Below are 14,632 nucleotides of genomic sequence, written 5' to 3' on the forward strand. Positions count from 1 at the left end.
GGTGCATGTCGTACTCGCCGGTGGGGGGACCGCCGGCCACATCGAGCCCGCGCTCGCCCTCGCGGACGCCCTGCGCAGGCAGGACCCGACCGTGGGCATCACGGCCCTGGGCACGGAGCGTGGCCTGGAGACCAAACTCGTTCCGCAGCGGGGCTACGAGCTCGCGCTCATCCCCGCCGTGCCGCTGCCCCGTAAGCCCACGCCCGAACTGATCACCGTCCCGGGCCGGCTGCGCGGCACGATCAAGGCGACCGAGCAGATCCTGGAGCGCACCAAGGCGGACGCCGTCGTCGGCTTCGGCGGCTATGTCGCCCTGCCCGGCTACCTCGCCGCCAAGCGCCTCGGCGTGCCGATCATCATCCACGAGGCCAACGCCCGCCCGGGCCTCGCCAACAAGATCGGTTCGCGGTACGCCGCCCAGGTCGCCGTCTCCACTCCCGACAGCAAGCTGCGCAACTCCCGCTACATCGGCATCCCGCTGCGCCGGACCATCGCCACCCTCGACCGGGCCGCCGTCCGCCCCGAGGCCCGCGCCGCGTTCGGGCTCGACCCGAACCTGCCGACGCTGCTGGTCTCCGGCGGCTCGCAGGGCGCCCGCCGCCTCAACGAGGTCGTCCAGCAGGTCGCGCCCTGGCTGCAGCAGGCCGGTATCCAGATCCTGCACGCGGTCGGCCCGAAGAACGAACTGCCGCATGTACAGCAGATGCCGGGAATGCCCCCCTACATCCCGGTAAGTTACCTTGATCGTATGGACCTCGCGTACGCCGCGGCCGACCTGATGCTCTGCCGCGCGGGCGCGATGACCGTCGCCGAACTCTCCGCCGTCGGACTCCCGGCCGCCTATGTCCCGCTGCCCATCGGCAACGGCGAACAGCGGCTCAACGCCCAGCCGGTGGTCAAGGCCGGCGGCGGACTGCTGGTCGACGACGCGGAACTGACGCCCGAGTGGGTGCAGCAGAACGTCCTGCCCGTGCTCGCCGACCCGCACCGGCTGTACGAGATGTCCCGCGCCGCAAGCGAGTTCGGCCGCCGGGACGCCGACGACCTGCTCGTCGGCATGGTGTACGAGGCGATCGCCTCGTACCGCCGCCAGTGACCGTGTGACGGAGGGCAGGGAGCGTGGCCGGACCGACGACCGCCGAGCGCGGTGAACGTGAGCAGGAGTCGTCCGACCCGCCCCTCGCCCGGCGGCGGTTGAGGCTCCCGCGCCCTCGTACGATCATCATCCTTACAGTGGTGCTCGCGCTCCTCGGCGCGGGCGCGGTCTGGGCGTTGTACGGCTCCCAATGGCTGCGCGTCGAGCGGGTATCCGTCTCCGGGACCCGGGTCCTGACGCCCGCACAGGTCCTCGAAGCGGCCGACGTCCCCGTCGGGGCGCCGCTGATTTCCGTCGAGAGCGGTGCGATTGAGGCACGGCTGCGCCGGAAATTGCCCCGAATTGACGAAGTTGACGTGGTTCGTGCCTGGCCGCATGGAATCGGCCTGAAAGTGGCGGAGCGTACTCCGGTTCTGATTGTCGAAAAGGGCGGAAACTTCATCGAAGTGGACGACGAAGGTGTCCGTTTCGCCACGGTTTCCGAGCCGCCGAAAGGTGTTCCCGCACTGGAATTGACGGTGTCCCGGTCGGGCTCCGCCGCCGCGAGCCTGCGCCGCTTCGGCGAGGACCGTCTGGTGCGGGAGGCGGTGCGGGTCGCCCGCGCCATTCCGGCCGCCGTCGCGCGCTCCACCCAGGTAGTCAAGGTCCGTTCCTACGACGACATCTCGCTGGAGTTGGGCGACGGCCGGACCGTCTTCTGGGGGAGTGGCGAGAAGGGCGCAGCGAAGGCTCGTACACTCACCGCTCTCATGAAAGCCTCGCCGGACGCGCGGTACTTCGACGTCAGCGTTCCCACCGCCCCTGCGTCAGCGGGGAGTTGACGCACATCTGCGCAGGCCAGCACCCTGGTTGGGCAGCGACATGGCTGATCACATAGGGTGAAAAGAAAAACGGGAGGTTCGGCGTGTTCGTTGAACGTGCGCCACTTGTCGACTTAGTGTCCTGTTCAGAAGACTTCATGGAACAGACACACTGGTAACCCTAAACTTCAGGGTTAGGGTTCGGGTCGGCGCTACGGACCGTCCCATTCGGCATCAGTCGCCGGTTCGCGAAAGCCCAGGGCTTCTCCGCACCGGACGACCCGTAACTCGAGGCGAGAGGCCTTCGACGTGGCAGCACCGCAGAACTACCTCGCAGTCATCAAAGTCATCGGTGTCGGCGGCGGTGGTGTCAATGCCATCAACCGGATGATCGAGGTCGGTCTCAAGGGCGTCGAGTTCATCGCCATCAACACTGACGCGCAAGCTCTGTTGATGAGCGACGCCGACGTCAAGCTCGACGTCGGCCGCGAACTCACCCGCGGACTCGGCGCCGGAGCCAACCCGGCCGTCGGCCGCAAGGCCGCCGAGGACCACCGCGAGGAGATCGAAGAGGTCCTCAAGGGGGCCGACATGGTCTTCGTGACGGCCGGTGAAGGCGGCGGCACCGGCACCGGCGGCGCGCCCGTCGTGGCCAACATCGCCCGCTCCCTGGGTGCCCTCACCATCGGTGTGGTCACGCGCCCGTTCACCTTCGAGGGACGGCGCCGCGCCAACCAGGCCGAGGACGGCATCGCCGAGCTCCGCGAAGAGGTCGACACCCTCATCGTCATCCCGAACGACCGGCTGCTGTCCATCTCGGACCGCCAGGTCTCGGTGCTCGACGCCTTCAAGTCCGCCGACCAGGTCCTGCTCTCCGGTGTCCAGGGCATCACCGACCTCATCACCACCCCTGGCCTCATCAACCTCGACTTCGCCGACGTCAAGTCGGTCATGTCCGAGGCCGGTTCGGCCCTCATGGGCATCGGCTCGGCCCGCGGCGACGACCGCGCGGTGGCCGCGGCCGAGATGGCGATTTCCTCGCCGCTGCTGGAGGCGTCCATCGACGGCGCCCGCGGTGTGCTGCTCTCCATCTCCGGCGGCTCGGACCTTGGTCTGTTCGAGATCAACGAGGCCGCCCAGCTGGTCAGCGAGGCCGCCCACCCCGAGGCCAACATCATCTTCGGCGCGGTCATCGACGACGCCCTGGGCGACGAGGTCCGGGTCACCGTGATCGCCGCCGGCTTCGACGGGGGCCAGCCGCCGGCCCGCCGGGACAACGTTCTCGGCTCGACGTCGTCCTCGGCCCGCCGCGACGAGCCCACTCCGGTACGGCAGACCGAGAGCCGCCCGTCCTTCGGCTCGCTCGGCAGCGTCACGCCGAAGGAGGAGCCGGAGCCCGCACCCGAGCCGGTGGCCGACATTCCGGTCGCCCCGCCGGTCCCGCCGTCGAGGACCTACGCCGACAGCGCGGCGGAGGAACTGGACGTCCCGGACTTCCTTAAGTGATCCTTCAGACGTGATAGGACAGCGCGACACCGTGAGCGGCGCGCACTTCGCCTTCACCGACCGGTGGGGCGGGGTGAGCGCCGCTCCGTATGAGGAGCTCAACCTCGGCGGGGCGGTCGGCGACGACGTCGACGCCGTAGCGAAGAATCGCGAGCTCGCCGCCAAGTCGCTCGGGCTCGATCCGGGTGAGGTCGTGTGGATGAACCAGGTGCACGGGACGGATGTCGCCGTGGTCTACGGGCCGGGGCGTGATCGTCCGGTGCCCGATGTCGACGCGATCGTCACGGCCCGGCGGGGTCTCGCCCTCGCCGTCCTCACCGCCGACTGCGTGCCGGTCCTGCTGGCCGATCCGGTCGCCGGGATCGCCGCCGCGGCCCACGCGGGGCGCCCCGGGATGGTAGCCGGGGTCGTCCCGGCCACGCTACGCGCGATGATCGAACTGGGTGCCGACCCGGCCCGGATCGTCGCCCGCACCGGCCCCGCAGTCTGCGGCCGGTGCTACGAGGTGCCGGAGGCGATGCGCGCCGAGGTGGCAGCCGTGGAGCCGACGGCGCACACCGAGACGAGTTGGGGCACTCCCTCGGTGGACGTGGCCGCCGGAGTGCAGGCGCAGCTCGCGCGACTCGGCGTGCGCGACCGGGAGCAGTCGCCGGTGTGCACCCGGGAGTCGGGCGACCACTTCTCGTACCGCCGCGACCGCACCACGGGGCGACTCGCGGGATATGTCTGGTTGGACTGAGGGAGCATGACGGACCGTAAGGGCGAACTCGCCGCAAACCTGGCGAAGGTGGAGGAGCGCATCGCTGCCGCGTGCACCGCCGCCGGGCGTAAGCGCGAGGAGGTGACGCTCATCGTGGTCACCAAGACCTATCCCGCGAGCGATGTGCGGATCCTGTCGGCACTCGGTGTGCGCCACGTCGCCGAGAACCGCGATCAGGACGCGGCACCCAAAGCTGCCGAATGCTCGGATCTGCCCCTTGAGTGGCATTTTGTCGGTCAGTTGCAGACCAACAAGGTGCGATCCGTGGTCGGTTACGCGGATCTCGTGCAGTCCGTCGATCGTTCCAGGCTCGTGACGGCGATGTCCAAGGAGGCCGTACGGCAGGAGCGCGAGGTGGGCTGTCTCATCCAGGTGGCGCTGGATGCGGGAGAGAACCTGAGAGGCGAGCGGGGTGGCGTGGCGCCGGGCGGAATCGACGAGTTGGCGGATCTCGTCGCGAAGTCTCCGGGGCTGCGACTGGACGGACTCATGACCGTCGCTCCGCTCACCGGGGAGTACGCGGGGCGCCAACAGGCGGCGTTCGAGCGGTTGATGGATTTGTCGACCGACCTGCGCCGGGCTCATCCGACTGCGAACATGGTGTCGGCAGGGATGAGTGCGGATCTCGAAGAGGCGGTGGCGGCCGGTGCGACACATGTGCGCGTCGGCACTGCGGTACTCGGAGTCCGCCCCAGGCTCGGGTAACGTCGCCAGGAAGTCGGACCACAGCAGAAAATATGGTCAATGTCGCCGAAAGGCGAACGTAATGACCGCGTGGATCGCGGGCACTTGGCAGTCGCCGATCCACCACAGAGCGGAGGACTCAGAGCATGGCCGGCGCGATGCGCAAGATGGCGGTCTACCTCGGCCTCGTGGAGGACGACGGGTACGACGGCCGGGGGTTCGACCCCGATGACGACTTCGAGCCCGAACTGGACCCGGAGCCCGAGCGGGACCACCGACGGCACGAGCCGTCACACCAGTCGCACAGTGCACATCAGTCCCAAAGGGACGAAGAGGTGCGAATCGTTCAGCCACCCGCGCCGCGTGAACCGGTGGCCCGGTCGACTTCGCTACCCGCGGAATCCAGCCGTCCGGCGCGCATCGCGCCCGTGGCGTCCATCACACAAGAACGCGCAAGCCTGGAGAAGAACGCACCGGTGATCATGCCCAAGGTTGTGTCGGAACGAGAGCCGTACCGGATCACCACACTTCACCCGCGGACCTACAACGAGGCCCGTACCATCGGGGAACACTTCCGTGAAGGCACCCCGGTGATCATGAACTTGACTGAGATGGATGACACAGACGCGAAGCGACTTGTCGACTTTGCGGCGGGTTTGGTGTTTGGTCTTCACGGAAGCATCGAGCGGGTGACCCAGAAGGTGTTCCTGTTGTCTCCTGCTAACGTCGATGTCACGGCGGAGGACAAGGCCCGCATCGCAGAGGGCGGGTTCTTCAACCAGAGCTGAGACGCACCACCGGAAAGAAACGCACGGAACAGGGAACAGGGGAGAGGGAAGCACCAGTCATGAGCGTGGTCTTGCAGGTTCTCTACATCGCGCTGATGGTCTTCCTCATCGTGCTCATCTTCCGGTTGGTCATGGACTACGTCTTCCAGTTCGCCCGCTCATGGCAACCCGGCAAGGCGATGGTGGTCGTTCTGGAGGCCACCTACACTGTCACTGATCCACCGCTGAAGCTTTTGCGGCGGGTTATCCCGCCGCTGCGTCTCGGGGGCGTGGCGCTCGACCTGTCCTTCTTCGTACTGATGATCATCGTCTACATCCTGATCACTCTCGTGCGGAGCGCGATGTGAACGATGTGACAGATACGGTCTTGCCGACTGCCGACGACAACGTTGAGGTGAAGAGATGCCGTTGACCCCCGAGGACGTGCGGAACAAGCAGTTCACGACCGTCCGCCTCCGAGAAGGCTATGACGAGGACGAGGTCGATGCCTTCCTCGATGAGGTCGAAGCCGAACTGACGCGCCTGCTCCGCGAGAACGAGGATCTGCGCGCCAAGCTGGCCGCGGCCACGCGTGCTGCTGCCCAGAACCAGCAGAACATGCGCAAGCCGCCGGAGCCGCCGCAGGATCAGCAGCAGGGCGGCATGCAGCAGGGCGGTATGCCCCAGCAGGGCGGTATGCCTCAGCAGGGCGGCATGCCTCAGCAGGGCATGCGCGGTCCCGGCGCTCCCGTACCCGCCGGGATATCGGGCCCGCCGCAGCAGCAGATGGGTGGCCCCATGGGTGGTCCGCCCCAGCTGCCGAGCGGTGCCCCGCAGCTGCCCGCCGGTCCCGGCGGTCAGGGTGGCCCTCAGGGTCCCGGTCCGATGGGCCAGGGTCCGGGGCCGATGGGCCAGCCCCCTATGCAGCAAATGGGTGGCCCGATGGGCGGTCCGATGGGTGGCCCCATGGGCGGCCCCGGTCAGGGCGGCCCCGGTGGCGACAGCGCCGCGCGCGTTCTGTCGCTCGCCCAGCAGACCGCCGACCAGGCGATCGCGGAGGCCCGTTCCGAGGCCAACAAGATCGTCGGCGAGGCGCGTTCGCGTGCCGAGGGTCTCGAGCGGGACGCCCGTGCCAAGGCTGACGCCCTGGAGCGGGACGCGCAGGAGAAGCACCGCGTCGCGATGGGCTCCCTGGAGTCCGCCCGCGCCACGCTGGAGCGCAAGGTCGAGGACCTGCGCGGCTTCGAGCGCGAGTACCGCACGCGGCTGAAGTCCTACCTCGAGTCCCAGCTGCGCCAGCTGGAGACCCAGTCGGACGACTCGCTCGCCCCGCCGCGCACCCCGGCCACGGCGTCCCTCCCGCCGTCCCCGGCGCCTTCCATGGCACCGGCCGGCGCGAGCGCCCCGTCGTACGGCGGCAACCAGACGATGGGCGGCGCCCCGTCTCCGGCTGCTCCGTCCTACGGCGGTCAGCAGCAGATGTCCCCGGCGATGACCCAGCCCATGGCTCCGGTCCGGCCGCAGGGTCCGTCCCCGATGGGCCAGGCTCCGTCTCCGATGCGCGGGTTCCTCATCGACGAGGACGACAACTGACGGTTGGTAGTACGCCGTAGGCGTCGGCAGCGTTCAGGGCGAGGCCCCGGATTTCGATCCGGGGCCTCGCCCTTTGCCGTGCGTGCCCAGGGGCTTGCGGTGTTTGTTCGGGCGTGGGCGGGGTGTCCGACGCACGCAACGCCGAAGGCCCGGGACCACCAAGATTCTTTGGTGGTCCCGGGCCTTCGGTCGTGCGGCTGAGCCTCGCTACTGCTTGCGCAGGCGGAACGTCAGGGTCAGACCCTCGTCCGTGAACGGGGTGCCGTATGTGTCGTTCGCCTCGCCCTGTGCGAAGTCCGTTGCCAGAACCTCGTCGGCGATCAACTCGGCGTGCTCGCTCAGGGCCGAGATCGTCGCCGGGTCCGTCGCCGTCCAGCACAGGGCGATACGGTCGGCCACGTCCAGGCCGCTGTTCTTGCGGGCCTCCTGGATCAGGCGGATCGCGTCACGGGCCAGGCCCGCGCGGCGCAGCTCCTCGGTGATCTCCAGGTCCAGGGCGACCGTCGCGCCCGAGTCGGACGCCACCGACCAGCCCTCGCGCGGGGTCTCCGTGATGATCACCTCGTCCGGGGCCAGGGTGACCGTCTCGCCGTCGACCTCCACCGACGCGGTGCCTTCCCGCAGGGCCAGTGACAGGGCGGCGGCGTCCGCGTTCGCGACGGCCTTCGCCACGTCCTGGACGCGCTTGCCGAACCGCTTGCCCAGGGCGCGGAAGTTGGCCTTGGCGGTGGTGTCGACCAGGCTGCCGCCCACCTCGGAGAGGGACGCCAGCGACGAGACGTTCAGCTCCTCGGTGATCTGCGTGTGCAGCTCGGGGTCGAGAGTGTCGAAGCCCGCGACCGCCACGAGGGCACGGGACAGCGGCTGGCGGGTCTTCACACCCGACTCCGCGCGCGTGGCGCGGCCCAGCTCGACCAGCCGGCGGACCAGGACCATCTGCTTCGACAGCTCGGGGTCGATCGCCGACAGGTCCGCCTCCGGCCAGGAGGAGAGGTGGACCGACTCCGGGGCGCCCGGGGTGACCGGCACGATCAGGTCCTGCCAGACCCGCTCGGTGATGAACGGGGTCAGCGGGGCCATCAGCTTGGTGACCGTCTCGACGACCTCGTGCAGGGTGCGCAGCGCCGCCTTGTCGCCCTGCCAGAAGCGGCGACGCGAGCGGCGGACGTACCAGTTGGACAGGTCGTCGACGAACGCCGAGAGGAGCTTGCCGGCGCGCTGGGTGTCGTACGCCTCCAGGGACTGGGTCATCTGGTCGACCAGCGCGTGCAGTTCGGACAGCAGCCAGCGGTCCACGACCGGGCGGTCGGCCGGGGCCGGGTCGGCCGCGGACGGCGCCCAGTTGGACGTGCGGGCGTACAGGGCCTGGAAGGCGACCGTGTTCCAGTACGTCAGGAGCGTCTTGCGGACGACCTCCTGGATCGTGCCGTGACCCACGCGGCGTGCCGCCCAAGGGGAGCCGCCGGCCGCCATGAACCAGCGCACCGCGTCCGCGCCGTGCTGGTCCATCAGCGGGATCGGCTGCAGGATGTTGCCCAGGTGCTTGGACATCTTGCGGCCGTCCTCGGCGAGGATGTGGCCGAGGCAGACGACGTTCTCGTACGACGACTTGTCGAAGACCAGGGTGCCGACGGCCATCAGCGTGTAGAACCAGCCCCGGGTCTGGTCGATGGCCTCGCTGATGAACTGCGCCGGGTAGCGGCTCTCGAAGAGTTCCTTGTTCTTGTACGGGTAGCCCCACTGCGCGAACGGCATCGAACCCGAGTCGTACCAGGCGTCGATGACCTCCGGCACGCGCGTGGCCGTCTTCCCGCAGCCGTCCTTCGGGCAGGCGAAGGTGACGTCGTCGATGAACGGGCGGTGCGGGTCCAGCTCGGACTGGTCGGTGCCGGTCAGCTCGGTGAGCTCCGCGCGGGAGCCGACGCAGGTGAGGTGGTCGTCCTCGCAGCGCCAGATCGGCAGCGGGGTGCCCCAGTAGCGGTTGCGGGACAGCGCCCAGTCGATGTTGTTGTTCAGCCAGTCGCCGTACCGGCCGTGCTTGACCGTGTCCGGGAACCAGTTGGTCTTCTCGTTCTCCTGGAGGAGACGGTCCTTGACGGCGGTGGTGCGGATGTACCAGGACGGCTGCGCGTAGTAGAGGAGCGCGGTGTGGCAGCGCCAGCAGTGCGGGTAGCTGTGCTCGTACGGGATGTGCCGGAAGAGCAGGCCGCGCTGCTGGAGGTCCTCGGTGAGCTTTTCGTCCGCCTTCTTGAAGAAGACGCCGCCGACCAGGGGGACGTCCTCGTCGAAGGTGCCGTCCGGGCGGACGGGGTTCACGACGGGCAGGCCGTACGCGCGGCAGACCTTGAGGTCGTCCTCACCGAAGGCGGGGGACTGGTGGACCAGACCCGTACCGTCCTCGGTCGTGACGTACTCGGCGTTGACGACGTAGTGGGCCTCGGCCGGGAACTCGACCAGCTCGAACGGACGTTGATACGTCCAGCGCTCCATCTCGGCGCCGGTGAAGGACTGGCCGGTGGTCTCCCAGCCTTCCCCGAGGGCCTTCGCGACCAGCGGCTCGGCGACGACGAGCTTCTCCTCGCCGTCGGTCGCGACGACGTAGGTGACCTCGGGGTGCGCGGCCACGGCCGTGTTGGAGACGAGGGTCCAGGGCGTGGTCGTCCACACCAGGAGCGCGGCCTCGCCGGCGAGCGGACCGGAGGTGAGCGGGAAACGGACGTACACCGAGGGGTCGACGACCGTCTCGTAGCCCTGGGCCAGCTCGTGGTCGGACAGGCCGGTGCCGCAGCGCGGGCACCAGGGGGCGACGCGGTGGTCCTGGACGAGCAGGCCCTTGTTGAAGATCTCCTTGAGCGACCACCAGACGGACTCGATGTACTCGGGCTCCATCGTGACGTAGGCGTCGTTGAGGTCGACCCAGTAGCCCATGCGGTTAGTGAGCTCTTCGAAGGCGTCGGTGTGGCGCAGCACGGACTCGCGGCACTTGGCGTTGAACTCGGCGATGCCGAACGCCTCGATGTCCTTCTTGCCGCTGAAGCCGAGCTCCTTCTCCACGGTCAGCTCGACCGGGAGGCCGTGGCAGTCCCAGCCGGCCTTGCGGGCCACGTGGTAGCCGCGCATGGTGCGGAACCGGGGGAAGACGTCCTTGAAGACGCGGGCCTCGATGTGGTGGGCGCCGGGCATGCCGTTGGCGGTGGGCGGGCCCTCGTAGAACACCCACTCGGGGCGACCCTCGGACTGCTCCAGGCTCTTGGCGAAGATCTTCTGCTCGCGCCAGAAGTCGAGCACGGCGTGCTCGAGGGCGGGCAGGTCGACCTGGGCGGGCACCTGGCGGTACGTCGGCGTTGTCATCAGCGGGCTTCCTCCGGCGGACTTGCTGCCTTCCGTCCGGAGGGACGAGAGCCGTGTCTTTCCGTACGCCGGTTTCGGCGCGCTCCCGCGGTACCACCCTCCTTGGCCCTCCGACGCGGGGTGTGCGTCGGCGAGCCCCCTCATTGGGGTCGCGATGCCGGTTCTACTCGCCTTCGAGAGGCTTTCTTCCGGCGGCTCCGGGGTGATCTTCGCGTCGCGCTCGCCCCCGGGCTTCCACCGTCCCCGGGTCGCTCTGGGCTGCGTACGCCGCTACTCGTCCCCATCCAAGCTTTTCGCTCCGCCCAGTGTACGGCGCCGCACGGACAGCGGCCGACCGGATTTCCGGGCCGTGGGCGTGGGGACTCGGTGCGGGCCGGGCTGACCCGAATGGCGCGGTACGTGTGTTCGGAATCTGGGACGTTCGGCTCGGCGGCATACCCGGCGGGGAGCTGGGCACAACGCATGCAGGTCGGCCGCGCGACATGTGCGAGGCGGGCGAATCTGGCGGTGTGCCCCGTTGCCGCGGGACTCAAGTCGATTTATCGTCCCAGCACGATTCGCGAGCAAGATCACAATATGTGAAGGGGCCGCGGCATGGTGGCGAAGAAGACCGCCGTACAGCAGTCGGCGTCGAGCAGATCCACACATGCGGATGCGGCCGGCGGTGCGGCCAAGAACGTGGGTGGGAAGAAGGCTGCCCAGGGGGGTACCGCGGGGGCGGGTGCGCGGGGCGGGAAGTCGGTGAAGTCGGTGAAGTCGGCCGCGAAAGGGGCTGCGAAGTCCGGCGGGACAGCGGTGGGGAAGAAGGCGGAGGCTCCTGAGGCGGTCGGCAAGAAGGCTGCGGTGTCGAAGATCGCCGCCAAGGAGGGCGGCGCCAAGGAGGGTGGCGTCGAGAAGGCCGCGGCGAAGAAGGTGACCGCTGCCAAGAACGCTGCTGCGAAGAAGGTGGCCGGGAAGGCGGGGGCCGGAAAGGAGACGGCCGCGAAGGTGGCCGGGAAGGCAGGTGCCGGGAGCGAGACGGCAGGTAAGCGGGCCTCCGGTGGGCAGGGTGCCGGTGGGGTGGCGGGCGCCGTGGAAGGGGCTGTCGTGGAAGAAGCCGTCGTGGATGAAGCCGTCGTGGAAGGGGGCGCTGTCGAGAAGGGCACCTCCGGGAGGAGTGCCTCCAAGAAGGGCGTCGCCAAGAAGAGCGCAGCCAAGAAGGACGCAGCCAAGAAGAGCGCCTCCAGCAAGAGGGCGGCCAAGGGGAGCGTGGGCGCGCGGGGAGCGGCCGGGAAACGCGCGGTCGCCGAGAGCAGGGTCAAGAAGGTCGGCGCGGCGCAGGCCGCGGAGCAGACGGGAGCCACGACGGTGGTTGCGAAGAAGACTCCTGGCACGGCCGCGGCGGCGAAGACCGCCGTTCCCAAGGCACGCCTCGCCGCGGCGGTGGAGCCCGGCGAGCTCGCGGTGCGCCCCGGTGAGGACCCCTGGACCCCGGAGGAGGTCGAGGAGGCGCGGGCCGAGCTCATGGCCGAGGTGATGCGGCTGCGCGACGAGCTCACGTCGTCCGAGCAGTCACTCGTCGGCCTGATGCGGGACTCCGGGGACGGCGCGGGCGACGACCAGGCCGACACCGGCGCGAAGAACATCACGCGCGAGCACGAGCTGGCGCTCGCCGCCAACGCGCGCGAGATGCTCGAACAGACCGAGCGTGCCCTGGAGCGGCTCGACGCCGGCACGTACGGCCTGTGCGAGAACTGCGGCAACCCGATCGGCAAGGCACGGATGCAGGCCTTCCCGCGCGCGACCCTCTGCGTCGAGTGCAAACAGAAGCAGGAACGGCGGTACTGACCAGTAGGCGGGTGCCCCTGGATGTGCCGTACTCTCGTGCTCAGTCAGGTACCTAGGTTGAGGGACTCACGTGGCAGAGGCGGAGCGCATCATCGGTACGCCGGATACCCCAGAGGCGGCGGGAGCCGAGTCGGAGCGGTCCGACGCGGACGCGAAGGCTGACGCGTCGCAGGCCGCTGAGGCCGAGCGGCCCCGGGGCAGGCGCCGGATCGCCGTGCTGTTCGGGGTCGCCGCGTTCGCGTACGCCCTCGACCTGATCAGCAAGATGATCGTGGTCGCCAAGCTGGAGCACCACCCGCCGATCGAGATCATCGGTGACTGGCTGAAGTTCGAGGCGATCCGCAACGCGGGCGCCGCCTTCGGCTTCGGCGAGGCCTTCACCATCATCTTCACGGTGATCGCGGCGGCCGTGATCGTGGTGATCGCCCGGCTCGCCCGCAAGCTGTACAGCCTGCCCTGGGCGATCGCGCTCGGCATGCTGCTCGGCGGTGCGCTCGGCAACCTCACCGACCGGATCTTCCGCTCACCGGGCGTCTTCGAGGGCGCGGTCGTGGACTTCATCGCGCCCAAGCACTTCGCCGTGTTCAACCTGGCCGACTCGGCGATCGTGTGCGGCGGCATCCTGATCGTGCTGCTGTCGTTCAAGGGGCTGGACCCGGACGGGACCGTCCACAAGGACTGAGGGCCGCCCGGAGTTATCCACAGGCTCCGTACGGGCGGGACTCACCCGTCCGGCATACTCGTCGGGTGAGCACGATTCCCGAGATCCGTACCCTGCCCGTGCCGGACGGCCTGGAGGGCGAGCGCGTCGACGCCGCCATCTCCCGCATGTTCGGCTTCTCCCGTACGAAGGCGGCGGAGCTCGCCGCCGCGGGGAAGGTCACGGTCGACGGGTCGGTGGTCGGGAAGTCCGAGCGGGTGCACGGCGGGGCCTGGCTCGAGGTCGAGATGCCACAGGCGCCCGCGCCGGTGCAGATCGTCGCCGAGCCGGTCGAGGGCATGGAGATCGTGCACGACGACGATGACGTGGTGGTGATCGTCAAGCCGGTCGGCGTCGCCGCACACCCCAGTCCCGGCTGGACCGGGCCGACCGTCATCGGCGGGCTTGCCGCGGCCGGCTACCGGATCTCCACCTCCGGCGCGGCCGAGCGCCAGGGCATCGTGCACCGGCTCGACGTGGGCACGTCGGGGCTGATGGCCGTCGCCAAGTCCGAGTACGCGTACACGTCGCTCAAGCGCCAGTTCAAGGAGCGCACGGTCGACAAGCGGTACCACACGCTCGTCCAGGGCCACCCCGACCCGACCAGCGGCACCATCGACGCGCCCATCGGCCGCCACCCCAACCACGACTACAAGTGGGCGGTCACGGCCGAGGGCAAGCCGTCCGTCACGCACTACGACCTCATCGAGGCCTTCCGCGCCGCCTCGCTGCTCGACGTGAAGCTGGAGACCGGCCGTACCCACCAGATCCGCGTCCACATGGCGGCCCATCGCCACCCCTGTGTCGGCGACCTCACCTACGGCGCCGACCCGACCCTCGCCAAGCGGCTCCACCTGACCCGCCAGTGGCTGCACGCCGTCCGGCTCGGCTTCGAGCACCCCGGGGACGGGCAGTGGGTGGAGTTCGCCAGCGACTACCCGGCCGACCTGCAGAAGGCTCTGGACCAGGTCCGTGAGGAGACCTGGGCATGAGCTCGCCGTCTGCCGTCCCGTCGTATGCCGTCCGCGTCGCCGAGGACCCCGCCGACCGTGAGGCGTGCTTCGCGGTGCGCAAGGAGGTCTTCGTCGGGGAGCAGGGGGTTGCCGAGGACATCGAGTACGACGCCTACGACGCCACCGCCGTGCATGTGCTGGCGATCCGGGAGGACGGCGTGCCGCTCGGGACCGGCCGGCTGCTGTACGGCGAGGCGGCCGCGGCGAAGGTCGACGGCGATCCGTCGGTGGGGTCGCTGGGGCGGCTCGCGGTGACGCGGGCGGCGCGTGGGCTCGGTGTCGGGGCGGCCCTGGTGCGGGCGATCGAGGAGGCGGCACGCGCGCGTGGGCTCGCGGCCGTGGATCTGCACGCGCAGACGCATGCGCTGGGGTTCTACGAGCGGTTGGGGTACGTGGTCTACGGGCTGGAGTTCCCGGACGCGGGGATACCGCACCGGGCGATGCGGCGCGCTCTGTAGCCGAGGAGCCCGTAAGCGCTGGTGAGACAGGCGCCGTGGCAGGCTTGAGGTCTGCCCTGTGGACGCCGATCTCACCG

13 protein-coding genes are annotated in these 14,632 nt (G+C 69.4%); 12 read left to right on the forward strand and 1 reads right to left on the reverse strand.

Annotated elements, in window-relative coordinates:
- Position 1: 1 nt before the first annotated feature.
- From murG to ACIA8X_RS18100, 8 genes are all read left to right on the forward strand, one after another.
- Positions 2–1,096 carry an undecaprenyldiphospho-muramoylpentapeptide beta-N-acetylglucosaminyltransferase gene (murG, locus tag ACIA8X_RS18065; protein ID WP_093907025.1) on the forward strand — a complete coding sequence of 365 codons (1,095 nt, stop codon included), beginning with the start codon at positions 2–4 and terminating at the stop codon, positions 1,094–1,096.
- Between the two features lie 23 nt (positions 1,097–1,119).
- Positions 1,120–1,917: a cell division protein FtsQ/DivIB gene (locus ACIA8X_RS18070; RefSeq protein ID WP_393442468.1), complete on the forward strand. Its 798-nt coding sequence runs from the start codon at positions 1,120–1,122 to the stop codon at positions 1,915–1,917.
- A 288-nt stretch (positions 1,918–2,205) separates the two neighbouring features.
- Positions 2,206–3,402, forward strand: a complete 1,197-nt coding sequence (ftsZ, locus tag ACIA8X_RS18075; protein ID WP_393442470.1) for a cell division protein FtsZ — start codon at positions 2,206–2,208, stop codon at positions 3,400–3,402.
- A gap of 10 nt (positions 3,403–3,412) precedes the next feature.
- On the forward strand, positions 3,413–4,141 hold the full coding sequence (pgeF, locus tag ACIA8X_RS18080; RefSeq protein ID WP_393442472.1) for a peptidoglycan editing factor PgeF: 729 nt from the start codon (positions 3,413–3,415) through the stop codon (positions 4,139–4,141).
- A gap of 6 nt (positions 4,142–4,147) precedes the next feature.
- Positions 4,148–4,867 carry a YggS family pyridoxal phosphate-dependent enzyme gene (locus tag ACIA8X_RS18085; protein ID WP_399458663.1) on the forward strand — a complete coding sequence of 240 codons (720 nt, stop codon included), beginning with the start codon at positions 4,148–4,150 and terminating at the stop codon, positions 4,865–4,867.
- Between the two features lie 125 nt (positions 4,868–4,992).
- Positions 4,993–5,634 (forward strand): cell division protein SepF, encoded by a 642-nt coding sequence (locus ACIA8X_RS18090; RefSeq protein WP_031483359.1) that lies wholly within the window; start codon positions 4,993–4,995, stop codon positions 5,632–5,634.
- A gap of 59 nt (positions 5,635–5,693) precedes the next feature.
- On the forward strand, positions 5,694–5,981 hold the full coding sequence (locus ACIA8X_RS18095) for a YggT family protein (RefSeq protein WP_004001943.1): 288 nt from the start codon (positions 5,694–5,696) through the stop codon (positions 5,979–5,981).
- 55 nt (positions 5,982–6,036) lie between these two features.
- Positions 6,037–7,206 (forward strand): DivIVA domain-containing protein, encoded by a 1,170-nt coding sequence (locus ACIA8X_RS18100; protein WP_393442476.1) that lies wholly within the window; start codon positions 6,037–6,039, stop codon positions 7,204–7,206.
- Between the two features lie 207 nt (positions 7,207–7,413).
- Here ACIA8X_RS18100 and ileS read toward each other — a convergent pair whose 3' ends face one another.
- Positions 7,414–10,557 carry an isoleucine--tRNA ligase gene (gene ileS / locus ACIA8X_RS18105; RefSeq protein WP_399458664.1) on the reverse strand — a complete coding sequence of 1,048 codons (3,144 nt, stop codon included), beginning with the start codon at positions 10,555–10,557 and terminating at the stop codon, positions 7,414–7,416.
- Between the two features lie 594 nt (positions 10,558–11,151).
- On the opposite strand from ileS, the gene ACIA8X_RS18110 reads away from it, so the two are divergent.
- The 4 genes from ACIA8X_RS18110 to ACIA8X_RS18125 all read left to right on the forward strand — a co-directional run bounded on the left by ACIA8X_RS18110 (position 11,152) and on the right by ACIA8X_RS18125 (position 14,555).
- Positions 11,152–12,384, forward strand: coding sequence for a TraR/DksA family transcriptional regulator (locus tag ACIA8X_RS18110; RefSeq protein WP_399458665.1), 1,233 nt, complete (start codon positions 11,152–11,154; stop codon positions 12,382–12,384).
- A gap of 70 nt (positions 12,385–12,454) precedes the next feature.
- Positions 12,455–13,066 (forward strand): signal peptidase II, encoded by a 612-nt coding sequence (gene lspA, locus ACIA8X_RS18115; RefSeq protein ID WP_393442482.1) that lies wholly within the window; start codon positions 12,455–12,457, stop codon positions 13,064–13,066.
- A gap of 65 nt (positions 13,067–13,131) precedes the next feature.
- A complete protein-coding gene (locus ACIA8X_RS18120; RefSeq protein WP_393442484.1) occupies positions 13,132–14,076 on the forward strand; it encodes an RluA family pseudouridine synthase in 945 nt (314 codons plus the stop codon).
- The gene (locus ACIA8X_RS18125) at positions 14,073–14,555 is read left to right on the forward strand and encodes a GNAT family N-acetyltransferase (protein ID WP_393442486.1); all 483 of its coding nucleotides are present in this window, start codon (positions 14,073–14,075) and stop codon (positions 14,553–14,555) included. The genes ACIA8X_RS18120 and ACIA8X_RS18125 overlap by 4 nt, the downstream gene beginning before the upstream one ends.
- Positions 14,556–14,632 lie beyond the last annotated feature (77 nt).

Source organism: Streptomyces sp. NPDC051738 (assembly GCF_044453205.1).
Lineage (GTDB): Bacteria > Actinomycetota > Actinomycetes > Streptomycetales > Streptomycetaceae > Streptomyces.